Here is a 22,010-nt window from a genome sequence, read left to right as displayed (position 1 = left end):
CGCACCGGGTCTGCGACGATGGACGCATGCGCGCACGCTACGGAGTCCCCCTGAAAGTCACGGCAGTCGGCGCGGCGGTCGGGGCTGCCGGTCTCGCCTACGCCGCCGGGTTCGAGGCCCGCTCGTTCCGCCTGCGGCGGGTGACCGTTCCCGTACTCCCGCACGGGGCACGTCCGTTGCGCGTCCTCCAGGTGTCCGACATCCACATGGTGAGCGGCCAGCGCAAGAAGCGGGCCTGGCTCCAGTCGCTGGCGGGCTTGCGCCCGGACTTCGTGGTGAACACGGGCGACAACCTCTCCGACCCGGATGCCGTACCGGAGGTGCTGGACGCGCTCGGGCCGCTGATGGAGTTCCCGGGGGTGTACGTCTTCGGCTCCAACGACTACTACGGGCCGAGGCTGCGCAACCCGGGCCGCTACCTCCTGGAGAAGATCCAGGGCAAGCACGGCCTCAACGGCAACGAGCCCGTCGTCGGCGCCGTCCACAACCCCTGGGAGCCGATGCGGGACGCCTTCGACGAGGCGGGCTGGCTGGACCTGTCGAACACCCGGGGCCGGCTCAAGCTGGACGGCATGGAGATCGCCTTCACGGGCCTGGACGACCCGCACATCAAGCGGGACCGGTACGCGGAGGTCCAGGGCGGCCCGGAGACCGGCGCCGACCTCTCCATCGGCGTGGTCCACGCCCCGTACCTGCGCTCCCTGGACGCCTTCACGGCCGACGGCTACCCCCTGATCCTGGCGGGCCACACCCACGGCGGCCAGCTGTGCATCCCCTTCTACGGGGCCCTGGTCACCAACTGCGACCTGGACACCGACCGGGTCAAGGGCCTGTCCACCCACACAGCGGGCGGCCACCGCGCCTACCTCCATGTCTCCGCAGGCTGCGGCACCAACCGCTACACCCCGGTCCGCTTCGCCTGCCCGCCCGAGGTCACGCTGCTGACGCTCGTAGGGCGGGACTGAGGGGCGGGGCCGGGGGCCGAAGAAAGCGGATTTCGCCTCCGGCCGCAGGTGGGCTAAAGTAATCGATGTCGCCGGGAGACCGGTGGACATCGGGGTGTAGCGCAGCTTGGCAGCGCGCTTCGTTCGGGACGAAGAGGTCGTGGGTTCAAATCCCGCCACCCCGACAGCTAAGTAGCAGGTCAGAGGGCCGGTACTGATTTCAGTACCGGCCCTCTGGCTTTGTGCGTTACTGCCGCACCGGAGGCGCAGGAGTGCCGAAGATGCCGTTCATGGCCGTTTCTGCTCCTCGACGGGACGTCGGCGCTGCCGTCGCTGATCAGCACCGATACGGAATTCGCGCTGGAAGAGCGGCTTGCCGGTATCGGTGCTGTGGTGGCCGACCGGCTCGTCCTGCTGGTTCTCGCGGCCGGCGTCATGGGGGCGGCGCTGTACGTACTGCTGCGGCCCGTCCGAAAGCGGCGCAGTGACGTCGATGAGCAAGAGCCCTCCGCGCAGAGCTGACGTGACGTGCCAAGCGGCAGGTTCAAGGGCGGGGGCCGGTTGGCCGAGCCCCCGCCCTTATGTCGTCGCAGATCAGCGGCTGCGCAGTTCCGCCAGCGTGCGGTCGAGGTCGTGGGCACGGGGGCGGTTGTGCGGGAGCTTGGTGAGGATCGTAGCCATGCCGCAGGTGTTGGTGAGTGCGGAGAAGACCAGCCCGCCAGCAATGCCGGCCGACAGGATCTGGAAGGCCGGGTGGATGAGAACGCCGAGCAGAAGGCCGAGCAGGACGAGGGCGCCGGCCGTGAGGCGGACCTGGCGCTCCATGCCCCACACGGTGCGGGCCGAGCCCTGCGGACGGTGGAGTTCGTGGCCGCCGGCAGCCCAGGCTCCGGTGCCGCCGGAGAGGGTCGTGGTGGTGATGCCGTTCTCGGCGAGGATCTTGCAGGCGTTCTCGGAGCGGGCACCGGATGCGCAGACGACCAGTACGTCCTTGCGGTGTGCCGCGTCGCGGATGTCGGGCAGGGCGCGCTGGATGTGGTCCAGGGGGATGTTCAGGGCCCCGGGCAGGTGACCTGCGGCGTATTCGCCGGGGGTGCGGACGTCGATGACGGTCAGTTCGTGCAGGCGGGTGCGGGCTTCACCGGTACCGAGGGCGGTGGGCGTGGTCATGGCGAGTGTCATCCTTTGCTGTCGGCGGGGCTCCCGCACGGGGGAGTATATTTACCCCTGGGGGTATGTGATGAGGAGTGGTGATGGAGCTTGATCTGGCGGGCGCGGAGCTGAAAGCGGTTCTGAACCGGTTGCGCCGTGCGCAAGGGCAGATCTCCGGGGTGATCCGGATGATCGAGGAGGGGCGGGACTGCGAGGAGGTCGTGACGCAGCTGGCGGCTGCGTCCCGGGCTCTGGACCGGGCGGGTTTCGCGATCATCGCCACCGGGCTCCAGCAGTGCCTCACCGAGATGGAGGACGGCAGTCGCTCCGGCGAGGACCGGGATGAGATGCGCGCCCGACTGGAGAAGCTGTTCCTGTCCCTGGCCTGATGAGGCCGACCGGAGCGCGGCGGTGATGGTGCTCACCGCTCGGCTCAGACGATGACGTCCATGAGCATCCAGAGCGCCACCGCCAACAGAACGTAGGCGAAGATGCGCTGGAGGCGCTGCCCGCTGATCTTGGTGAACAGGCGTTTTCCGTCCCAGGCACCGAGGATCGCCGCTCCGGTGAAGGGGGCGATCACTTCCCAGCGCACGTCCCCTCCAGCCCCTGTTCTGGCGGTGAGAGCGGCCAGGGAGTTGACGGTGATGACCAGGAGGCTGGTGCCCACTGCCTGCCTCATCCGCAGGCCGAGGACGCTGACCAGGGCGGGGACGGCGAGGAACCCCCCGCCGACGCCGAGGAAACCGGTGACGGCACCGAGCCCGGCTCCGGTGACGGCTGCTTTCGCCGGGCGTATCCGCTCGGGCGGCGCCGATTCGGTGGGGCGCAGCATGCGCAGGGCAGCCAGGGCGGCGATGGCTGCGAACGCTGCGGTGAGTACGGCGGCGGGCAGGTGCCCGGAGGCGGCCCCGGCGAGGAAGGCCGGGACGATGCCCGCGAGTGCGAATGGGGCGCCGGTCTTCCAGGCGACGTTGCCGTCGCGGGCGTGGGCGAACAGGGCGGTGGCGGAGGTCGCGGTGACGATGATCAGGCTGGCGGTGGTGGCCGAGGCCGGGGAGAAACCGAGCAGGTAGATCAGGGCGGGGACCGCGAGGACGCTGCCACCGCCGCCCAGGGCGCCGAGGGCCAGTCCGATGACAGCCCCGGCGACGAGGGCGAGTATGAGGGTGCTCACGCTATCGAGCCGCTGTTCCCGCGCTCGTCGACGACCGGATACCCGGCGGCGGCCCACGCGTTCATGCCGCCCTCCACGTCCACCGCGTCCGCGCCTCGTTCGGCCAGGAGCTTCGCGGCCTGCTGGGAGCGGTGCCCGCTGCGACAGATCACCACCAGCGCCCGGCCCTGCGCGGTCGCGGGCAGTGCCCCACCCGTAACCAGGCCGGTCAGCGGGGCGTGCACAGCGTTGGGGGCATGCCCGGATCTCCACTCGCCTTTCTCGCGCACGTCCAGCAGAACGGCATCGGACCGATCACCGCCGGTAATGGCCTGCGCCTCGTCGACGGACACGCGCTTCCGGCTCTTGCGGAAGAGGAACATCAGATACCCGCCTCATCTTTCATCGGCGCCCCCCCTGCGGGGGCGCCGGCCTGGTGCCTGGTCAGCCGGTCAGGACGGTCAGCCCGGCCTTCTCGGCAGCGTCGAAGCCGTCGTCCACGGCCACCACCCGCCTACCGGCGGCATCCAGCAGGGAGGCGGCGATGCCCGCGCGCATTCCGCCCGCGCAGTGCACCCACACCGTCCCGTCCGGCACCTCACCGATGCGGCGGTGCACCTGGTGGATCGGGATGTGCACCGAGCCGGCTATCCGGCCTTCGGCGCGCTCGGAATCACGGCGCACGTCCAGCACGACGATCTCGTCCATGTCCTGACCTGCCAGCTCGGCGAAGGTGGCGCGGGCGAACGAGGCAGGTCGCTCCCCTTCTCGCAGCCATTGCGACGGGCCACCGGTCGCGGCGGAGGCGGGCCGGTCGATGCCGACGCGGACCAGTTCCCGCTGGGCCGCCGCCAGCTGCTCGGCACTCTCGGCGAGCAGGGTGACGGGCTTGCCCCACGGAATCATCCAGGCCAGATACGTCGCGAGCTTGCCGTCCAGCTCGAAGTTGAACGAGCCCGCTACATGCCCCTCGGCGAAGGCGATCCGGCTGCGAAGGTCCACGACCCACTCCCCGGCCGCGAGCCGGGTCGCGATCTCCTGCGGATCGGCGACCGCGGGCGGAGTCATGTCGACCGGGTCGGGCCCGCCCGCGTTGGCCGGGCCCATATGCGTGTAATAGGCGGGCACGTCCTCCAGGCCGGCGAGCAGGTCGGCGACGAACGTGTCCACGTCCACCGTCAGGGCCGCGTTCGCCGCCTTCTCCTTGCCGATCGTCGTGCTGTCGCCGTCGGCCTGCGCGGAGGAACAGAAGCTGCCGAACCCGTGGGTGGGCAGCACGGCCGTCTCGTCCGGCAGCGCTTCGGCCAGGCGGTGCGCCGAGGCGTGCTGGGCACGCGCCAGCTCCTCGGTCAGACGGGGCTCGACGAGATCGGGACGGCCGACCGTCCCGATCAGCAGGGATCCACCGGTGAACGCGGCCACCGGCCGGCCCGCCTCCCGCAGCACGTACGCGGTGTGGTGCGGAGTGTGTCCGGGAGTCGCCATCGCCGTCAGGTCCAGGTCGGCGGTGCTGTCGATATCGACCGCGTCCCCGTCGCGCACGGGAGTGCGGGCGAAGGAGACGTGCGCACCGGCGGGCACCAGGTAGGCGGCGCCCGTGATCCGGGCCAGCTCCAGTCCGCCGGTGACGTAGTCGTTGTGGATGTGGGTCTCCACCACGTGCGAGATACGGACCCCGCGCCGGGCGGCCGCTGCCAGCACCTGATCGATGTCCCGGGGCGGATCGACAGCCACTGCGGCCGCCGGACCGCCGGCGAGATAGCTGCGGTTGCCCAGACCCTTCACCTCGATCACGTCAACGAAAAACACCGTGATGCTCCTTCCGTACGAAAATTACCCCCCGGGGTATGCAATCCACCGTAGCACTCTTACCCCCGGGGTATATTTCGACTTGGGTGGCAGCAGTCATCCGTACTGCGGACCGGCCGTGTCGCCGGCCGACCGCTCCCGCGAACGAGGAGGCAGGCAATGGGCTACGACCGCACCGTGAGCGTGAAGGGATCGTTCGAGCAGGTTCAGCGCGAGGTCCGTGACGCACTGGCCGAGCAGGGCTTCGGGGTCCTGACGGAGATCGACGTGCAGGCCACGCTGAAGGCGAAGCTCGGGCATGACATGGAGCCCTACCTGATCCTCGGCGCCTGCAACCCGCCCCTCGCACACCAGGCCCTGGAAGCCGACCGCTCGATCGGCCTGTTGCTGCCGTGCAATGTCGTCGTGCGCGCCGAGGGCGACCAAGTGGTCGTGCAGGCCGTCGATCCCGGCACCATGGTCACGCTGACCGGACTCGATGCGATGGCGCCCGTGGCCCGGGAAGCCACGCTCCGCCTGGACGCCGCTCTCACCTCCCTGAAGGGAACCGGCGCATGAGCACCGACACCGGGAACCACCCGCAGACGGAGCACTGACCAGCTGGACCGGGCCGCACCCGGGCCGGGGCGGCCCGCAGGGAAGGCGATGCCTGCCAGGGGTGGCGCGCGGTGCGGTCCTGGAAGCGGGCGGCAGGAGCGTTCTGCTCCAGGCGGGCGCCCAGCGTGACGGCGAAGTCCTCGGCACGTTCCAGCTGGATGCGCAGCTTCTCCACCTGCTCGGCGGCGGCCTGCTGGCAGGTCCGCACGCGCTCCAGCAGCGCCTCGCGCTCGCCGTCTTCGAGAGCGTCGTCGCCGTCGAGGCAGTCGGCGGCCTCCAGCAGATCGCGCATCTGGTCCAGAGTGAAGCCGAGCGGCTTCATGCGGCGGAGGACCATGAGCCGGGCGACGTCGGTCTCGGTGTAGAGGCGGAATCCGCCCTGGGAGCGGGCGGAGGGGATGACCAGGCCGGTCTCCCGCGCCTCCGCCCGCACGCCTCCGGCCGGTCTGCCGGTGTGCCCGAGCACGACAGGTACGCATCTCCTTGTCTTCTGCTGCTGTGACTCCCACCGGACGGCTGCGCGGCCTCAAGCCCGACTGGCTGCACAACCCCAAGGTCTGGCGCACCGAGATCCTGGCCGGCCTGGTCGTCGCGCTTGCCCTGATTCCCGAGGCGATCTCCTTCTCGATCATCGCCGGTGTCGACCCGGCGGTCGGCCTGTTCGCCTCGTTCACCATGGCCGTGGTCATCTCGATCGTCGGCGGGCGCCGTGCGTTGATCTCCGCCGCCACCGGCGCCGTCGCCCTGGTCATCGCCCCGCTCAACCGCGAGCACGGCCTGGGCTACCTGATCGCCGCCGTCATCCTCGCCGGTGTCATCCAGGTTGCCCTGGGCGTGCTCGGCGTGGCGAAGCTGATGCGGTTCGTCCCGCGCTCGGTGATGGTCGGCTTCGTCAACGCCCTCGCCATCCTGATCTTCATGGCCCAGGTCCCCGAGATGCGGGACGTGCCCTGGGCGGTGTATCCGCTGATCATCGGCGGGCTGGCGCTCATGGTGTTCTTCCCGAAGGTCACCAAGGTGATCCCGGCCCCGCTGGTGTCCATCGTCATCCTGACCGTCATCACGGTCGCGGCCGGCATCGCGGTGCCGACCGTCGGTGACAAGGGCGAACTGCCCTCCTCGCTGCCGGTGCCGGGCCTGCCGGACGTGCCCTTCACCATGGACACCCTGACCACGATCGCCCCGTACGCCTTCGCGATGGCCCTGGTCGGCCTGATGGAGTCGCTGATGACCGCGAAGCTGGTCGACGACATCACCGACACCCACTCCTCCAAGACCCGTGAGTCCATCGGCCAGGGCATCGCCAACATCGTCACCGGCTTCTTCGGCGGCATGGGCGGCTGCGCCATGATCGGACAGACCATGATCAACGTGAAGGTCTCAGGCGCCCGCACCCGCCTCTCCACCTTCCTCGCCGGGGTGTTCCTGATGGTGCTGTGCATCGTCTTCGGCCCGGTCGTCTCCGACATCCCCATGGCCGCCCTCGTCGCCGTCATGGTCATGGTGGCCTTCGCGACCTTCGACTGGCACTCCATCGCCCCGAAGACACTGAAGCGCATGCCCGCCGGTGAGATCGCCGTCATGGGCATCACGGTGATCGTGGTGGTCGCCACCGACAACCTCGCCATCGGCGTCGTCGTCGGCTCCGTCACCGCCATGATCATCTTCGCCAAGCGCGTCGCCCACCTCGCCCGCGTCCACGCAGTCACGGACCCCGACGGCAGCAGCGTCGTGTACTCCGTGACCGGCGAGCTGTTCTTCGCCTCCTCCAACGACCTCGTCGGGCAGTTCAACTACAACGACGACCCCGACCGGATCATCGTCGACCTCTCCGCCGCCCACATCTGGGACGCCTCCTCCGTCGCGGCCCTCGACGCCATCGAGACCAAGTACGAGCAACGCGGCAAGACCGTGGAGATCATCGGCCTCAACGACCCGAGCGCCGACCTCCACTCCAAGCTCACCGGCGAACTCACCAGCCACTGACTGACCCCCGCACCCGCAGCCCCACAGCCCAGGACCCCGCCTCACCGGCCGGAGTCCCGTCGTCTCTCCCCAGCCCCTACTCCGACGTAGGACCCCGATAGGTGCCGAAAGGTCCACAGGTTGCACTCCGGGTCCTGCACCGTGCACACGTGCGCCGCAGCCCCCGACTCGAGCCGCGTCTCGTGCGGCGCTTCGAGGACCTCGCCGCCCGCGTCGACCACCCGCCGGTGCACCGCGTCCACCTCGTAGACCGCGCTGGTGCCCGCCCGCATCCGCCCGTGCACGCTGTCCGTGTGCCTCGTCGAGCCGAACACCAGCGCACCACCGCCAGGCCGGCTCAGCTCCGCATGCCCGATCCCGCCGTGCTCACCCGACGCAGCAACCACCTGCTCGAACCCCAGCACGTCCACCAGGAAGCGCAGCGCCGCCTTCGTGTCGTCATAGTGCAGGACCGGCCAGACCGAGGGCAGGGAGGCACCAGGCGATATACCGATCAACGTAGGCAGTCAGGCACCACACCCCAAGAGCCCCACGGCGCCAGCGCGCACCACAGATACGGTTCTCCCGGAGCGGGTTCCGCCCACGCCTGCCAGCCGACCAGGTCAGGGCGCGGGTCGGCATCCTCGATGAGCGGCGGCAACACCTGCAGGGACATGCTGCAGGAAAACCCGGGGCCATGGCGGTAGTACCGGGCCGGTCCGCATCCCTGTACCAGCCCCGTGCGGCGAGTGCGTTCAGGACCGTCTCGGGACCCTCGCCCACGCCATCAGGCGCCTCGCGGGCGTCGATCACGACAAGGAGATCGGCGAGCGCCTCGCACGGGACGCCCGCGGTGAAGTACGCATTCCACTCCGTCATCGCGGAGGCGGCATGAGGGCGGGCAGACAACTGCCAGGCGACGGGCAGTCCGCCCAAGGAGAACGGGTAGGCCGAAAGGATCCACTCGGCGCCGCACAGCCCGTCCGGGCTCACAAACAGCAGGGTGTTGCGAGAGGTCGGCCACATACGCCAACCGAGGCCCACCAAGGTGTCGCCGATCTGCTCGGCCAGAGCGCCGTCATCACCGGCCAGGTGGCGCGGAGTAACCCAGTACACCGGGTCCGACGCGCCGGGGCGGAAGGGATCGTTGAAGTGGTGCGGGTACAGGGGCGCCTCCGTGGACTCGGGGAAGAATGCTCGGCTGGGTGTCGTACGTTGACATGCCTTGCCGTAGCGCACCAGTCGTTTCTGCGGAATTCATATCTGCCCCTGGCGAACTGGTGAAAAGTGAACAGATTCGCCCCGCTAAGTAGGCCGCCTTCACCAGCGACATCTGGCGCGACCGCTCGCGAAGGCAGGGCCAGCACCGGTCTCCGGTTTCCCTAACCGGGGACCGGCGACTATCGCGCCGCTTTCAGGGACCAGTCAGGGCGCATCCTCACCGGGCTGGTCGGTGTCGGTTTCACGTAGGCCGGCGGGCCCGCGTTGGAGTGCTCGCGCATCGCGCACGTGCAGCTCGGCCTCACCGCCTCGCACAAAGACGCCCAGTCGTGTCCCCCATAGGACGGTTCGGTTGTCGCGAGTGCGCTCGCTGAAACGCACCGATGGCCCCTCCGGATGCGCAACCTCAGGATCACCACCGTGAAGTCCCCTCTTCAGTAGCGGCGCATCCGTTCCGGCTAAGGTCGTCACCTATGCAGCGGCTGGTGCTCTTCGATCTCGACAACACCCTGATCGACAGGAACGGTGCCATCCAGGATTGGGCCGTTCAGTTCGCCGCTCGGCACTCCCTCGCTGACCACGCCGCCACGCAGTTGGTCGAGTTGGTCCAGGAACGAGCTTTTCCAGTCACCTTCGAAACCATACGGGCGCAGTACCGTCTCCAGCCCTCCGCGAAGACGCTGTGGAGGCAGTACTGCTCCGACATCGCGGCGGCGGTCAGGTGCCCTGAGAGGATACTCGCGGGCCTGGATGCCCTACGAGCCACCGGCTGGCGAGTGGGTGTCGCCACCAACGGAGCCACCGATATTCAGAACGCCAAACTCCAGGCAACCGGTCTGATCGATCGCATCGATGGCGTCTGCGTCTCGGAGTCCGTCGGGGCACGAAAGCCCGCACCCGCCGTCTTCGAGGCGGCAGCCGTAGCGTGCGGCTCCCTTATTTCCCAAGGTGGCTGGATGGTGGGCGACAACCCGGAGACCGACATCGATGGAGGTCGTCGAGCGGGCCTACGCACGATCTGGATCCCCAACGGGCGGGCCTGGCCCAACCGGCTCGCCGCACCTGACCATTGCGTACCCGACGCGGGGACGGCCATCGCGCTGCTGCTGGCCAGTGACTGGGAGGCCCGCCCCACCGCCTCGAGGCGGTCGTGAGGCGCATTGCGCCGTCCGGCTGAACTTGCCTTCGGCCGCCCCAAGCCTCCCGCACTCCGAGCCGCCCGAATCAGCACCGGAGCGAGGCCGGAACAGGGGCACGCGAGCGCACAACATTTTCTGGAACTCACTTGCTCCATCACGGAGTTGAGGGTTCATCTACGCGCGGAGCACCGGGCTACCCACGATCAACCGGGCATATCAGACGACTTCTTGCGCAGGCATTACCGGTGGGTATCGCGAGCTGCTAGACACGGCTTCGCTCCTTCAAGCCTCACTCACCCCCACACGCTCAACACCCCCACCTTCTCCCCCCCACTTCGAAGGACGAAAGCCATGTCCGTACGCAGGATCTGGGCATCCCTCTCCACTTTCACGCTCGCCGCCGTGGCCGCTCTCGGTATGGCCGGGACCGCCGTCGCGGCGGACTCCGCGGCCGAATCCGCCGCGGCCGGTGGCTATGTCGCGCTCGGTGACTCCTACTCCTCCGGGGTCGGCGCCGGGGACTATCTGCCCGACAGCGGTGACTGCCGGCGCAGCGCCAACGCCTATCCGCAGCTGTGGGCGGCGGCGAACTCCCCCACCTCGTTCGCCTTCGTCGCCTGCTCCGGTGCCACCACGTCCTCCGTCGCCAGTGGTCAGCTCGGGGCGCTGGACGCGTCCACCACGCTGGTCAGCGTGACGGCCGGAGGCAACGACGTCGGGTTCGCCGATGTCATGCAGGACTGTGTGCTGGGCAGCGAAGCGACCTGCATCAGTAGTGTCGACGCAGCGATCGCCAAGATGAACAACTCCCTTCCCGGGAGCCTCGACTCGCTCTACGCCGGTATCCGCGCCGGGGCTCCCTCCGCCCAGGTCGTGGTTCTCGGGTATCCGCGCTTCTACCAGCTGTCGGGGAGCTGCGTCGCGGGGCTGACCGAAGCCGAGCGGGCGGCGATCAACAACGCGTCGGACGTGCTGAACGGGGTGCTCGCCAAGCGCGCCGCCGATGCCGGGTTCACCTTCTCCGGCGTCGTCGACGAGTTCACCGGGCATGAGCTGTGCTCCGGCGACGCCTGGCTCCACAGCGTGACCGTGCCCGTCTACCACTCGTACCACCCCACCGTCGCCGGGCAGTCGGGCGGCTATCTGCCGGCCTTCCGGTCGGTGTTGTAGCCCGGGCAGATACACCTGTAGCGGTGTGACGGAGTGATCGAGGCGGCTCGCCGGGCGGGGCCTGGCGGGCCGCCTCCGCGCGTCGGCCTGGTGCCGTCGGCCCGGCGGATCAGTAGCGCTCCACCAAGTGCTCGCGGCCCGCCGGGGGTTCGTACGCCTCCGGCCAGAAATCCGTCACCCCGGTGATCAGGCCCTGGTCGTCGAAGGTGAAGAAGTGGATGGCGTGCAGCTCCTCCGGGCCGACCGTGAACTCGGTCCGGGCGGCGGCCTGGCGGCCTTCCGCGTCGGCGACGATCCGCTCGATCCGGACGTGCCAGTCGCCCGGGTACTCCTGGTTGAACCGGAGGTAGCGGTCCTTGCCCCGGATGAGCTCGCGGGTCTGCGGCAGCTCGTACACCACGTCGTCCGCCAGGGTCGCCGCGAACGCCTCCCAGTCCCGGGCGTCGGCCGTCGCCCAGTACGTCTCCACCGTCGTGCGCAGGCCGGCCGTGGTGGTGCTTCTGCTCGTGTCGTCGGTCATGGGAAGAAGTGTGGACCTCGGCACTGACAATCCCCGGAGAGCCATCACTGACCTGCGGTCATGTGGTCATGTGGTCACGTGGTCGATCTTCCGGGGAGACGTCGCTGACCCCCGTCATGCCTTCTGCTGCGGATTCGGCTCATCCACCGTGCGGCTTGGGGCGGGTCGCCTTGAGCGAGTACATCAGCGGGATGCGCGGGCGGTCCGCCGGGAAGCGGTAGTAGCCGTCCGACTGGCGCTCCAGCGTGCCGAAGCGGGGGAAGAGCGAGACATCGTGCTCGCGAAGGAACTCAATGCGCAGGCCGGCCGCCGCGAGCGCCGTCACCACCTCGCCCACCGGGTGCTGCCACTCGACGCTGCGGTTGTGCACGGTCGGCGCGTCGAAGTCGGCGTACGTCCCCGGAGTCTCGTCCACCCAGGCCTCACGGCTGAAGTAGTCATGGGTGACGACCGAGCCGGTCCCGTCGTCCAGGGTGTCGGTGAGCGGGTGGAACTCCGCCAGGTAGAGGAATCCGCCGGGCGCCACCAGCGAGGCCGCCGTCTCGGCCCAGCGCTCCATGTCGGGCAGCCAGTTCAGCGCGCCGACGCCCGTGTAGACGATGTCGTACGAGGAGTCGGGGACGGCCGAGGGGGCGTCGTACACATCGGCCGCCACGAACGCCGCGCGGTCGGGGCCCAGCCCCAGCGATTCCGCGAGGCCCCGGGCGGTCTCCACGGCGGGCTCGGAGAAGTCCAGGCCCACCACCTGCGCGGCACCGTGCCGCGCCCAGGACAGGGTGTCCAGGCCGATGTGGCACTGGAGGTGCAGCAGGGTCTTTCCCGTGACGTCACCGACCTCCGCCAGCTCGAACGGGCGCAGGGCGTCCTTCCCCGCCCGGAACGCCTCCAGGTCGTAGAAGTCGCTCGCCGCGTGTATCGGCACACGCTCGTCCCAGCGTGCGCGGTTGGCGTCCTGCCAGTCGTCCGGAGTCGGGGAGTACATATCCGAAAAGTTACCCACCGGACGGAAGCCTCGCGAGCCGTTATCCACAGGCGGACACGGCCGGTCCGATCATCACAGGGGGGTTGTGGACGGCCCGCTCCGGCCGGGCTCGGGATCGGGTTGGATGGAGGGCATGAGCGAATCGGAGAACGTCTCGACCATGCCGGAGTGGGAGCAGCGGTTCCGCGCGCCCAGGGTGTCCCTGCCCGACTGGGCCGAGGACGCGCCTGACCGCTCCCTCTTCGTGTCCAACGCCACCGGGACCTATGAGCTGTACGCCTGGGACCGGGCGAGCGGGCGGCAGCGCCAGGTGACCGACCGGCCCAACGGAACCACCGACGGGGTGCTGACGCCGGACGGCGAGGCCATCTGGTGGTTCAGCGACACCGATGGCGACGAGTTCGGCGTGTGGATGCGCCAGCCGTTCGGCGGCGGGGAGGACGAGCCCGCCGCCCCGGGGCTCGCCCCCTCGTATCCGGCGGGCCTCGCCATCGGGCGCGACGGCTCCGCCGTGATCGGCCGTTCCACGGATGAGGACGGGACGACCATTCACCTGGTGCCGGCCCCGGGCGGTGGCGAAGCCGTCGAGATCTACCGGCACCGGGAGTCCGCCGGGGTCGGGGACCTGTCGTACGACGGGACGCTCATCGCCCTGGAGCACACCGAGCACGGCGACGCCATGCACTCCGCCCTGCGTGTGGTGCGCCCGGACGGCTCCACGGTGGCCGAGCTGGACGACACCGAGGGCGGCACCAAGGAGCTGGGGCTCGCCGTGCTGGGCTTCGCGCCGGTGGCCGGTGACACCCGGCTCCTCGTGGGGCACCAGCGCCGGGGCCGCTGGGAGCCGATGATCTGGGACCCGGTAGCGGGCACGGAGACCGCGCTCCCCGTCGACCTGCCCGGTGACGTGGGCGCCGAATGGTATCCGGACGGCTCCGCGCTGCTCATCGAGCACAGCTTCGAGGCCCGCAGCGAGCTGTGGCGGTACGAGCCGGGGGCCGCGGAGCCCGTGCGGGTGGAAACCCCCGCCGGGACGGTGTCGGGCGCCACGGCCCGCCCCGACGGCACCGTGGAGTACCTCTGGTCCTCGGCCGCGCAGCCGCCCGTGGTGCGGTCGACCAGCGGTGCGGTGGTCCTGGACCCGCCGGGTGCGAAGGCCCCGGCGTCGGTGCCCGTCGAGGACGCGTGGGTGGAGGGGCCGGGCGGCCGGATCCACGCCCTCGTGCAGAGGCCCGCCACCGGGGAGGGGCCCTTCCCCACCGTCTTCGAGATCCACGGCGGGCCGACCTGGCACGACAGCGACGCCTTCGCCTCCGGCCCGGCTGCCTGGGTGGACCACGGCTTCGCCGTCGTACGGGTCAACTACCGCGGCTCCACCGGCTACGGCCGCGCCTGGACGGACGCGCTCAAGCACCGGGTCGGCATGATCGAGCTGGAGGACATCGCCGCCGTGCGGGAGTGGTCGGTCGCCTCCGGGCTCGCGGACCCGCGGCGCCTGGTTCTGGCCGGCGGCTCCTGGGGCGGCTATCTCACCCTGCTCGGCCTCGGCACCCAGCCCGACGCCTGGGCACTGGGGCTGGCGGCGGTGCCGGTCGCGGACTACGTCACGGCGTACCACGACGAGATGGAGGCCCTGAAGGCGATGGACCGCACGCTGCTGGGCGGCACGCCGGAGGAGGTGCCCGAGCGGTTCGAGGCCTCGTCCCCGCTGACGTACGTCGACGCGGTGCGCGCCCCCGTCTACATCTCGGCCGGCGTCAACGATCCGCGGTGCCCCATCCGCCAGGTGGAGAACTACGTGGACCGGCTGGCGGCGCGCGGCGCGGTGCACGAGGTCTACCGGTACGACGCGGGGCACGGCTCGCTCGTGGTGGAGGAGCGCATCAAGCAGGTGCGGCTGGAGCTGGAGTTCGCCCTCAAGCATCTGGGGGGTGGTGCCGTCCAGGGGGCGTAAGGACCGGATAAATGGGCGACCCCGCTCCGGGGGGCCGGAGCGGGGAACCGTACCTTGGAGGGGTGTACCGGTTCCTGCTGACCCCGCGATGGTGGGGGATCAACCTCTTCGTCGTGCTGGCCATCCCGTTCTGCGTGTTCATGGGAACCTGGCAGCTCGGCCGCTTCGAGGACCGTGTGCAGTCGCACGAGCAGGCGACGAAGCAGCCCGATCCGAGCACCCGGGCCGCCGAACCGCTGGACGAGCTGCTGCCCGTCGACAAGGTGACGTCCGGCCGCCCGGCCGTCGCGACCGGGACGTACGCCGACCAGTTCCTGGTCCCCGGCCGTGAGCTGGACGACCGCCGCGGCTTCTACGTCCTGTCCCTGCTGCGTACGGAGGGCGGCAAGGCCCTGCCGGTCGTCCGCGGCTGGCTGCCCGGCACCGCGGGCAGCATCCCCGTACCGGCCGCGCCGCAGGGCGAGGTCACCGTGACCGGCGACCTCCAGGCCTCCGAGAACATCCACAGCAACGGCGTCAACGCCCGGGGCGGGCTCCCCGAGGGCCAGCTCGGCATGATCAGCGCCGCATCCCTGGTGAACCTGGTCGACTACGACGTGTACGACGCCTGGATCACGCTTCCCGAAGCCGAGGCGGGCGGGGCGGCGGGCCCGGACGACGCGTTGAAGCCGGTCCCCGCCGCAGCTCCGCAGGGCAGCGGGCTCGACCTGAAGGCGTTCCAGAACCTGGGGTACACGGGCGAGTGGTTCGTGTTCGCCGGCTTCGTGCTCTTCATGTGGTTCCGCCTGGTCCGCCGCGAGGCCGAGACCGCCCGCGACGTAGCCCTCGGGCTGGTCCCGGAGGGCGGGGAGCCGGGGGTTGGTGGGGCCGGAGAGGTTTCAGGGGCCTCGGGGGATGGTGGGGCTGCCGAGGACGATGGGGCTGATGGGGCTGATGGGGCTGCCGAGGCCGCCGGTGGGGCCGCCGGTGAGGCTGCCGAGGCCGCCGGTGACGTCGAGGCCGGTGGGGCCGCCGGTGGTGCCGGGGCCGGTGCTGTTGAGGCCGGTGGGGGTGCGGAAGCCTCCGGGGGCGCCGTACAGGGGTCTCAGGGGTCGAAGACGGCGGGGACCTCACACGGTTCGTAGGCCGTCGTCCGTAGTCCCCGGCCCTGGTTCGTTAGTCCCTGGTCCTAGTTCGTGGTCGCTGGTGCCTGGACCGTGGGTCGCGCGCCTCGGCCTGGGCCTCGGTCCCAGGCCGGGCCGGGTCCCGATGTCGGGTGCGGGTCGGCCCTGTGCCCCGAGGTTGGGCCTGCGCTTCGGCTCTGCACCTGCTCCAGGCTCAGCCCCGGGGGGCATCGGTCCTGGACTCGCCTCCGCCCTGATGCCGCGCTCGCCGTCGCCCCTGGTGCTACGGCGCGGTGGGCAGGACGCCTGTTCGGTAGATCGTGCCCGAGCAGGCGTTGTTGATCTTCGTCTCGGCCGTGGGTGCGCCCGACTCCGGTGTGTGGGTGACGGCGATGCTGCCGTCCATCGTGGCGCCGTCCTGCCGCAGCGACTGCGTGTCGGTGCCGGAAGGCCCCGATGCCTCGCCCGTCGATCCTCCCGAGCCGTCCGGCGAGGGGGTGGGGGTGGGTGAGGGGGCGACGGTCGGGCAGGTGTCGGTCGGCACCCACGCGAACTGCACCTCGTAGGCCATGGAGGGCTTCAGCAGCACCGTGCCCGGCTCCTGCGAGGGGTCGGGGAGGCCGGAGGCCGCGTCACCCGCCGTGTGCTGGACCACGTTGATCTTGAGCGGATCGGCGGCGCCGAGGGCGGTGACGCCGACGGTGCCGTTGCTGCTGACCGTACAGTCCGTGCCGGACACGTTGGCGATCCGGAAGCTGCCGTACACCTTGCCTTCGGCGTTCGGGGCGCCCGCCGCCGCGGAGACGACGCCGAGCTGGCCCGGGTTGCAGGCGCGGAGCGTGGCGAGGTCCGAACTGGGGGGTGCGGATGCGCCGCCCGTCGCGGTCCCGCCGCCCGGGTCCTCCGAGCTGTCCGGCGAGGTGCTCGCGGAGGGGTCCGGCTCGTCCGCGCCGTCCTGGCTCTCCTGGTCGGTGGGCTCCGGGGTCCGGTGGCCCGGGGCCTCGGGGCCAGGCGCCTCGCCGTTGCCGCCCTGGGCCTGCTCGCCGTGGCCGACGATGGCGGGGGACGCGGTGGACGTACTGTCCGAGTTCGCCACGTGCACGAAAGCGGGGACCGCCGTGCCGATCAGCAGGGCCGCCGCGGCCGCGCCGACGGCGGCCTGCCGCCGCCTGGCCCGCCGGGCGGGCACCGCGCGCTGCAGATGCTCCAGGGTCCGGTCGGAAGGTTCAAGGCCTCCCACGGCCCCGTGCAGCATCCGGCGCAGGGCGACCTCGTCCAGCTCTCCGTCGATGCCGAAGCCAGCGGTGCCGAAGCCACCGGCACCGAAGCCGTCGGCACCAGAGCCGGTGGCAGCGGAGCCGCCGCGATCAGAGGTGCTGCCCGGGCCGCCATCGGGTCCGGATCCGCCCCGGCCGCTCCCGAAGAGGTCGGTCAGCGTGCCGGCGAGGTCGTCCCCGGCGGAGCCGCCGCCGGACTGCGGCCTCGCGCCGTCGTCGGCCGTTGCACCCTCCTCGGCCGACGCACCAGCCTCGGCCGACGACGACCCCGGCCCCGGTTCCGGTTCCGCTTCCCGGGCCGCGTCCGGCTCCCCCGGACCCCCCGGCGCGGCCTCGTCGTGCTGACCGTCCGGTCGGCCCGGCTGAACCGACCGGTCGGACTGATCGGAACGGTCCGGCCGGTCCGGCCCGTTCGTTCCGTGCGCTCGGTCCGGATCGGTGTGCGGAGTCTTCTCCGGCCCGTCGTTCACAATTCCGTTTCCCGTCGGGTCATTCTCGTGCCTGTGCTCGTGCCGGTGGCGGTGCCCGCTCATGTCTGGGCCTCCATCACGACGCGCAGCGCCGCGATACCGCGCGAACCGTACGCCTTCACCGACCCCAGCGAAACTCCCAGCGTCTCCGCGACCTGGGCCTCCGTCATGTCCGCGAAGTACCGCAGCACCAGCACCTCGCGCTGGCGCCGCTGGAGCCCCTTCATGGCCTTGATCAGCGCGTCCCGCTCCAGCTGGTCGTACGCACCCTCCTCCGCACTCGCCATGTCCGGCATCGGCTTGGAGAGCAGCTTGAGCCCGAGGATGCGGCGGCGCAGCGCGGAGCGCGAGAGGTTGACGACGGTCTGGCGGAGGTAGGCCAGGGTCTTCTCGGGCTCCCGGACCCGGTTGCGCGCGGAGTGCACGCGGATGAACGCCTCCTGCACCACGTCCTCGCAGGACGCGGTGTCGTCCAGCAGCAGCGCCGCGAGGCCGAGCAGGGAGCGGTAGTGGGCGCGGTAGGTCTCGGTGAGGTGGTCGACCGTGGTTCCCGCTGCCACCGTCTCCTCAGCACCCCCGCGCTGCGAGGGCAGCTGGGCCGGGCGTGCGGCGGGCATGGGCGCGATCACCGGCATGCCGCCGGGCGCGCGGGGGCGCCGGAGCGGACGCACGGCCGCGCCCCGCAACGGACCCGCCACTGTGATGTCGAGAACCTCTGCCACGCCTGTTGGACACGCTTCCCCCCGCCAGGGTTGTACGCGTACGGCGTCACGTTCGACGCTGTGCGACATGCCCTCATACGCACCTGCTCTTCCCCAAATACCCCGTATGCCACGCATATGCGCCCCCGCCGCGCAAGAAGTGACGGCATAGACGCATCCCGGCCCATGCGTGGTTGCAGGCGGCCGGTAAATCATCGTCGGATACGACAACGCCCCAGCTCAAGAGGTTCAGACCAGGTAATTGCTCATAGGGCGTTCACAGATTCTACAAAACAGGTTCGACCCGTACGAACGAGATCTGCGCCGCACGTCCGCACGGCGGGCCCCCTCAGACGGAGGTAATTTCGGCGGCCACCGATTCCGCGATCTGCGCGACGTTCAAAGCCGCACCTTTACGGAGATTGTCCCCGCAGATGAACATTTCCAGGGCCCGGGAATCGTCCATCGAACGCCGTACCCGGCCGACCCAGGTGGGATCGGTGCCGACCACGTCGGACGGAGTCGGGAAATCCCCGGAGGCAGGGCTGTCGAAGAGGACGACGCCCGGCGCGGTCGCCAGGATCTCGTGGGCCCGGTCGACGGCGACCTCGTTCTCGAAGCGCGCGTGGACGGACATGGAGTGCGCGGCGACGACGGGGACGTACACGCAGGTCGCGCTGGTCCGCAGCTCCGGCAGCCCCAGCACCTTGCGGCACTCCTCGCGGATGGCCAGTTCCTCGGAGGACCAGCCGTCCCCCGCGTCCGTACCGGCCCACGGCACGACGTTCAGGGCCACGGGCGCGGCGAACGGGCTGAAGGGGCCGGTCGACGCGCCGTCACCGAGGGCACGGCGTACGTCTCCGGGGTGGGTGCCCAGCTCCGTACCGGCCACCAGCGACAACTGTTCGCGCAGGGCCGCGACCCCGTCCCGGCCCGCGCTGCTGACCGCCTGGTAGGAGGAGACGATCAGTTCGCGCAGCCCGAATTCGGCGTGGAGCGCGCCGACCGCGACGATCAGCGAGAGCGTGGTGCAGTTCGGGGAGGCGACGATGCCACGTGGTCTGAGCCGGGCGGCGTGCGGGTTGATCTCCGGGACGACCAGCGGGACGTCGTCGTCGAGCCGGAAGGCCGCCGAGTCGTCGATCACGACGGCGCCCTTGGAGGTGGCGATCGGGGCCCAGCGGGCGGAGACCTCGTCCGGTACGAGGAAGAGGGCCACGTCGATGCCGTCGAACACGTCCTCGCTCAGCGCGAGGACCTCGCTCTCCTCACCGCGCACGACCAGCTTGCGGCCGGCCGAGCGCGGTGAGGCGACGAGTCTGACCTCGCCCCAGACGTCCGCGTGCTGCGAGAGGATCCGGAGCATGACGCCGCCGATCGCCCCGGTCGCACCGACGACCGCGAGCGAAGGGCGGCGTGCGGTCATCGGCCGGTGCCTCCGTAGACGACGGCCTCGTCGGAGTCGCTGTCGAGGCCGAAGGCGGTGTGCACGGCGCGCACGGCCTCGTTGACGTCGTCGGCACGGGTGACCACCGAGATGCGGATCTCGGATGTCGAGATCAGCTCGATGTTGACGCCCGCGTCGGAGAGCGCCTCGAAGAAGCCGGCGGTGACGCCCGGGTTGGTCTTCATACCGGCGCCGACCAGGGAGATCTTGGCGATCTGGTCGTCGTAGCGCAGCGACTCGAAGCCGATGGAGCCCTTGGCCCGCTCCAGGGCGTCGATGGCCTTGCGGCCCTCGGCCTTGGGGAGGGTGAAGGAGATGTCCGTCAGGCCGGTCGACGCGGCGGAGACGTTCTGCACCACCATGTCGATGTTGACCTCGGCGTTGGCGATGGCGCGGAAGATCGCGGCCGCCTCGCCCGGCTTGTCCGGCACGCCGACGACGGTGACCTTGGCCTCCGAGACGTCGTGGGCGACTCCGGAGATGATCGCGTGCTCCACCTTCTGGTCCCCTTGCGGCTCGTTGCTGACCCAGGTCCCGCGCAGTCCGGAGAAGGACGAGCGGACGTGGATCGGGATGTTGTAACGGCGTGCGTACTCGACGCACCGGTGCAGCAGCACCTTGGAACCGGACGCGGCCAGCTCCAGCATGTCCTCGAAGGAGATCCAGTCGATCTTCTTCGCCTTCTTCACGACCCGCGGGTCCGCGGTGAAGACGCCGTCGACGTCCGTGTAGATCTCACAGACCTCGGCGTCCAGCGCGGCAGCCAGCGCGACGGCGGTCGTGTCCGACCCGCCGCGGCCGAGCGTCGTGATGTTCTTGCCCTCCTGGCTCACGCCCTGGAACCCGGCGACGATGGCGATGTTGCCCTCGTCGATCGAGGTCCGGATGCGGCCGGGCGTGACGTCGATGATGCGCGCTTTGTTGTGGACCGAGTCGGTGATGACACCGGCCTGGCTGCCCGTGAACGACTGGGCCTCGTGGCCCAGGTTTTTGATCGCCATCGCCAGCAGGGCCATGGAGATCCGCTCACCCGCGGTCAGCAGCATGTCGAACTCACGGCCGGTAGGCATCGGAGACACCTGCTCGGCGAGGTCTATCAACTCGTCCGTCGTGTCGCCCATCGCGGACACCACGACAACCACCTGGTTGCCGTTCCTCTTGGCGTCGACGACTCGCTTGGCGACCCGCTTGATGCCCTCGGCATCGGCTACGGAGGAGCCTCCGTACTTCTGCACGACAAGGCCCACGTGCGCTCCTCGCTCAGTCATTACTGCGGTCGGCTCAGTTTAACGAGCAGCCCGGAATCGACCCGTCCTTACCAGATGGTGAGATGTCCCGCCCACAACCCGGCACGGCGTGTCGACCCGAACTGCTCGTACGAGGCTGCTGCCCATCCCGGAGGAGCGCACTCCCTTTTGTGTCCCAGCCCACACCTTCGGGGCGGAATGCGCGAGCGGGAAGCGCCGGTCGGCGTACGCCTGTCCCCCTCGTCCCGGGGACTGCCCGGGGACTGCCCGGGGACTGGGAACTACCCGGGGACTGGGGACTCCCGGGGACTATCGCGGCGGGTGGAGCTTCCTGAAGTACGTCCAGCTCGTCTCGTTCGGCTCGCTCCACGCCTCCGGGGCGTGGGCGAACTCCGGATGACGGTCCGCGATGTAGGCGCGCGTACGCTCCGGGACCTCGTCGTACGAGCCCAGCTTGCGCCCCCGGCAGTGGAAGGTGAGCCCGCCGGGCCGCTGCCCCTGGGCCATCCACGGCAGCCACGGCGACATCCGGGACCACGACATGGTGGCCGGAACGCTGGGCGCCGGGCCGGCCAGGTCGGCGCGGTCGGCGAAGAACTGGAAGAGCTCCAGCGCCTTGTAGGTGTCCCCGGCCGAGTGGTCGGGGTACCGGTCCACCGGCAGCGGCGAGGGATAGGCGAGCGGGATCTCCAGGCTGAAGCAGACCTGCCCGCCCAGCTCGGTCACCGGGACGGGGAAGGGCCGCCACTTCTGGTTGGCCGGGTCGTTCCAGACGTGCACCACCGGCCGGTCCTGCCAGGTCTCCAGGATCTCGCGGCTGACCGGATCCAGGTAGAACGCGGCCTCCCGGGTCAGCAGCTGATACGCGTCCGGCCCGGCCTCGGCGTCCTGCACCAAGCGGGCGACGTTGAGCCCCTCGAAGCCGAAGACCCGCCGGTAGGGCTCGTCGGGGGCCCAGGAGTAGACGTCTCCCGTCCACCAGTACGTGACCTCCTCACCGTCCAGCGAGGCGCGGGTACGGGCGAGGGAGCGGAGCAGCTCGGCGGGGGTGGGCTGCTCGGCGGGGGCCGGCTGTGCGAGTGGTGTCGTCATACGCACCACTGTGCGCCATACCTCGGCCCCTCGCGGTCGCTCGCCGATGCGGCCCCGGGCCGAC

General features: G+C 70.4%; 21 protein-coding genes, 1 tRNA gene and 2 pseudogenes. 9 read left to right on the top strand and 15 right to left on the bottom strand.

Annotated features, from left to right (window positions below):
• Positions 1-26 precede the first annotated feature (26 nt).
• Positions 27-965: a metallophosphoesterase gene (locus DJ476_RS18915; protein WP_103417944.1), complete on the top strand. Its 939-nt coding sequence runs from the start codon at positions 27-29 to the stop codon at positions 963-965.
• Positions 966-1,055: 90 nt separating this feature from the next.
• Positions 1,056-1,129: transfer RNA gene (locus DJ476_RS18910), tRNA-Pro, on the top strand.
• Between the two features lie 103 nt (positions 1,130-1,232).
• On the opposite strand, the gene DJ476_RS36075 is transcribed toward DJ476_RS18910, so the two are convergent.
• Both DJ476_RS36075 and DJ476_RS18900 read right to left on the bottom strand, forming a co-directional pair.
• The gene (locus DJ476_RS36075) at positions 1,233-1,445 is read right to left on the bottom strand and encodes a hypothetical protein (RefSeq protein ID WP_162638755.1); all 213 of its coding nucleotides are present in this window, start codon (positions 1,443-1,445) and stop codon (positions 1,233-1,235) included.
• A 93-nt stretch (positions 1,446-1,538) separates the two neighbouring features.
• On the bottom strand, positions 1,539-2,114 hold the full coding sequence (locus DJ476_RS18900; protein ID WP_103417929.1) for a rhodanese-like domain-containing protein: 576 nt from the start codon (positions 2,112-2,114) through the stop codon (positions 1,539-1,541).
• Positions 2,115-2,197: 83 nt separating this feature from the next.
• Between DJ476_RS18900 and DJ476_RS18895 the strand changes: the two genes are divergently transcribed.
• A complete protein-coding gene (locus DJ476_RS18895; RefSeq protein ID WP_010056191.1) occupies positions 2,198-2,485 on the top strand; it encodes a metal-sensitive transcriptional regulator in 288 nt (95 codons plus the stop codon).
• A gap of 44 nt (positions 2,486-2,529) precedes the next feature.
• Here DJ476_RS18895 and DJ476_RS18890 read toward each other — a convergent pair whose 3' ends face one another.
• From DJ476_RS18890 to DJ476_RS18880, 3 genes are all read right to left on the bottom strand, one after another.
• Positions 2,530-3,273, bottom strand: a complete 744-nt coding sequence (locus DJ476_RS18890) for a sulfite exporter TauE/SafE family protein (RefSeq protein WP_112491107.1) — start codon at positions 3,271-3,273, stop codon at positions 2,530-2,532.
• On the bottom strand, positions 3,270-3,635 hold the full coding sequence (locus tag DJ476_RS18885) for a rhodanese-like domain-containing protein (RefSeq protein WP_208853514.1): 366 nt from the start codon (positions 3,633-3,635) through the stop codon (positions 3,270-3,272). Before DJ476_RS18885 ends, DJ476_RS18890 begins: the two co-directional genes overlap by 4 nt.
• Before the next feature lie 61 nt (positions 3,636-3,696).
• On the bottom strand, positions 3,697-5,061 hold the full coding sequence (locus tag DJ476_RS18880; RefSeq protein ID WP_112491105.1) for an MBL fold metallo-hydrolase: 1,365 nt from the start codon (positions 5,059-5,061) through the stop codon (positions 3,697-3,699).
• Between the two features lie 159 nt (positions 5,062-5,220).
• On the opposite strand from DJ476_RS18880, the gene DJ476_RS18875 reads away from it, so the two are divergent.
• A complete protein-coding gene (locus DJ476_RS18875; protein ID WP_070204384.1) occupies positions 5,221-5,619 on the top strand; it encodes a DUF302 domain-containing protein in 399 nt (132 codons plus the stop codon).
• Positions 5,620-5,740: 121 nt separating this feature from the next.
• Here DJ476_RS18875 and DJ476_RS35665 read toward each other — a convergent pair.
• A pseudogene (locus DJ476_RS35665) lies at positions 5,741-6,124 on the bottom strand (MerR family transcriptional regulator); the annotation flags it as partial.
• 32 nt (positions 6,125-6,156) lie between these two features.
• Between DJ476_RS35665 and DJ476_RS18865 the strand changes: the two are divergent.
• Positions 6,157-7,644 (top strand): SulP family inorganic anion transporter, encoded by a 1,488-nt coding sequence (locus DJ476_RS18865; protein ID WP_112491103.1) that lies wholly within the window; start codon positions 6,157-6,159, stop codon positions 7,642-7,644.
• Between the two features lie 41 nt (positions 7,645-7,685).
• Here the strand turns inward: DJ476_RS18865 and DJ476_RS18860 are convergent, their stop codons facing one another.
• The gene (locus DJ476_RS18860; protein WP_318294739.1) at positions 7,686-8,141 is read right to left on the bottom strand and encodes a VOC family protein; all 456 of its coding nucleotides are present in this window, start codon (positions 8,139-8,141) and stop codon (positions 7,686-7,688) included.
• Positions 8,083-8,649, bottom strand: coding sequence for a DUF317 domain-containing protein (locus DJ476_RS18855; protein WP_318294890.1), 567 nt, complete (start codon positions 8,647-8,649; stop codon positions 8,083-8,085). Before DJ476_RS18855 ends, DJ476_RS18860 begins: the two co-directional genes overlap by 59 nt.
• Before the next feature lie 668 nt (positions 8,650-9,317).
• Here DJ476_RS18855 and DJ476_RS18850 point away from each other — a divergent pair.
• Complete coding sequence (locus DJ476_RS18850) at positions 9,318-9,998, top strand: HAD family hydrolase (protein WP_112491102.1); 681 nt, start codon at positions 9,318-9,320, stop codon at positions 9,996-9,998.
• 336 nt (positions 9,999-10,334) lie between these two features.
• A complete protein-coding gene (locus DJ476_RS18845) occupies positions 10,335-11,153 on the top strand; it encodes an SGNH/GDSL hydrolase family protein (RefSeq protein ID WP_112491101.1) in 819 nt (272 codons plus the stop codon).
• Between the two features lie 109 nt (positions 11,154-11,262).
• On the opposite strand, the gene DJ476_RS18840 is transcribed toward DJ476_RS18845, so the two are convergent.
• Together DJ476_RS18840 and DJ476_RS18835 are read right to left on the bottom strand one after the other, a co-directional pair.
• Positions 11,263-11,673 (bottom strand): nuclear transport factor 2 family protein, encoded by a 411-nt coding sequence (locus DJ476_RS18840; protein ID WP_208853513.1) that lies wholly within the window; start codon positions 11,671-11,673, stop codon positions 11,263-11,265.
• A gap of 139 nt (positions 11,674-11,812) precedes the next feature.
• The gene (locus tag DJ476_RS18835) at positions 11,813-12,655 is read right to left on the bottom strand and encodes a class I SAM-dependent methyltransferase (protein ID WP_103421533.1); all 843 of its coding nucleotides are present in this window, start codon (positions 12,653-12,655) and stop codon (positions 11,813-11,815) included.
• A gap of 124 nt (positions 12,656-12,779) precedes the next feature.
• On the opposite strand from DJ476_RS18835, the gene DJ476_RS18830 reads away from it, so the two are divergent.
• Positions 12,780-14,609, top strand: a complete 1,830-nt coding sequence (locus DJ476_RS18830) for a S9 family peptidase (RefSeq protein WP_112491100.1) — start codon at positions 12,780-12,782, stop codon at positions 14,607-14,609.
• Between the two features lie 62 nt (positions 14,610-14,671).
• A pseudogene (locus DJ476_RS18825) lies at positions 14,672-15,550 on the top strand (SURF1 family protein); the annotation flags it as partial.
• A gap of 445 nt (positions 15,551-15,995) precedes the next feature.
• Here the strand turns inward: DJ476_RS18825 and DJ476_RS18820 are convergent.
• From DJ476_RS18820 to DJ476_RS18800, 5 genes are all read right to left on the bottom strand, one after another.
• On the bottom strand, positions 15,996-17,459 hold the full coding sequence (locus DJ476_RS18820) for a hypothetical protein (protein ID WP_112491098.1): 1,464 nt from the start codon (positions 17,457-17,459) through the stop codon (positions 15,996-15,998).
• A gap of 59 nt (positions 17,460-17,518) precedes the next feature.
• Positions 17,519-18,181 carry a SigE family RNA polymerase sigma factor gene (locus DJ476_RS18815; RefSeq protein WP_103421537.1) on the bottom strand — a complete coding sequence of 221 codons (663 nt, stop codon included), beginning with the start codon at positions 18,179-18,181 and terminating at the stop codon, positions 17,519-17,521.
• Between the two features lie 328 nt (positions 18,182-18,509).
• Complete coding sequence (locus DJ476_RS18810) at positions 18,510-19,586, bottom strand: aspartate-semialdehyde dehydrogenase (protein WP_112491097.1); 1,077 nt, start codon at positions 19,584-19,586, stop codon at positions 18,510-18,512.
• Positions 19,583-20,854 (bottom strand): aspartate kinase, encoded by a 1,272-nt coding sequence (locus DJ476_RS18805; protein WP_070204375.1) that lies wholly within the window; start codon positions 20,852-20,854, stop codon positions 19,583-19,585. The genes DJ476_RS18810 and DJ476_RS18805 overlap by 4 nt, the downstream gene beginning before the upstream one ends.
• A gap of 309 nt (positions 20,855-21,163) precedes the next feature.
• The gene (locus DJ476_RS18800; RefSeq protein WP_112491096.1) at positions 21,164-21,946 is read right to left on the bottom strand and encodes a DUF1838 family protein; all 783 of its coding nucleotides are present in this window, start codon (positions 21,944-21,946) and stop codon (positions 21,164-21,166) included.
• Positions 21,947-22,010 lie beyond the last annotated feature (64 nt).

The organism is Streptomyces bacillaris (genome assembly GCF_003268675.1).
Classification (GTDB): Bacteria; Actinomycetota; Actinomycetes; order Streptomycetales; family Streptomycetaceae; genus Streptomyces; species Streptomyces bacillaris.
Note: the sequence above shows the minus strand (reverse complement) of the source record. Positions and strands in the feature narration are given on the sequence as shown.

Excerpts from the sequence above, each read along its gene's own strand:
- DJ476_RS18915 (WP_103417944.1), top strand. The coding sequence starts at position 27 with ATGCGCGCACGCTACGGAGTCCCCCTGAAAGTCACGGCAGTCGGCGCG.
- DJ476_RS18900 (WP_103417929.1), bottom strand. The coding sequence starts at position 2,114 with ATGACCACGCCCACCGCCCTCGGTACCGGTGAAGCCCGCACCCGCCTG.
- DJ476_RS18895 (WP_010056191.1), top strand. The coding sequence starts at position 2,198 with ATGGAGCTTGATCTGGCGGGCGCGGAGCTGAAAGCGGTTCTGAACCGG.
- DJ476_RS18885 (WP_208853514.1), bottom strand. The coding sequence starts at position 3,635 with ATGTTCCTCTTCCGCAAGAGCCGGAAGCGCGTGTCCGTCGACGAGGCG.
- DJ476_RS18875 (WP_070204384.1), top strand. The coding sequence starts at position 5,221 with ATGGGCTACGACCGCACCGTGAGCGTGAAGGGATCGTTCGAGCAGGTT.
- DJ476_RS18855 (WP_318294890.1), bottom strand. The coding sequence starts at position 8,649 with ATGTGGCCGACCTCTCGCAACACCCTGCTGTTTGTGAGCCCGGACGGG.
- DJ476_RS18850 (WP_112491102.1), top strand. The coding sequence starts at position 9,318 with ATGCAGCGGCTGGTGCTCTTCGATCTCGACAACACCCTGATCGACAGG.
- DJ476_RS18845 (WP_112491101.1), top strand. The coding sequence starts at position 10,335 with ATGTCCGTACGCAGGATCTGGGCATCCCTCTCCACTTTCACGCTCGCC.
- DJ476_RS18840 (WP_208853513.1), bottom strand. The coding sequence starts at position 11,673 with ATGACCGACGACACGAGCAGAAGCACCACCACGGCCGGCCTGCGCACG.
- DJ476_RS18835 (WP_103421533.1), bottom strand. The coding sequence starts at position 12,655 with ATGTACTCCCCGACTCCGGACGACTGGCAGGACGCCAACCGCGCACGC.
- DJ476_RS18830 (WP_112491100.1), top strand. The coding sequence starts at position 12,780 with ATGGAGGGCATGAGCGAATCGGAGAACGTCTCGACCATGCCGGAGTGG.
- DJ476_RS18810 (WP_112491097.1), bottom strand. The coding sequence starts at position 19,586 with ATGACCGCACGCCGCCCTTCGCTCGCGGTCGTCGGTGCGACCGGGGCG.
- DJ476_RS18800 (WP_112491096.1), bottom strand. The coding sequence starts at position 21,946 with ATGACGACACCACTCGCACAGCCGGCCCCCGCCGAGCAGCCCACCCCC.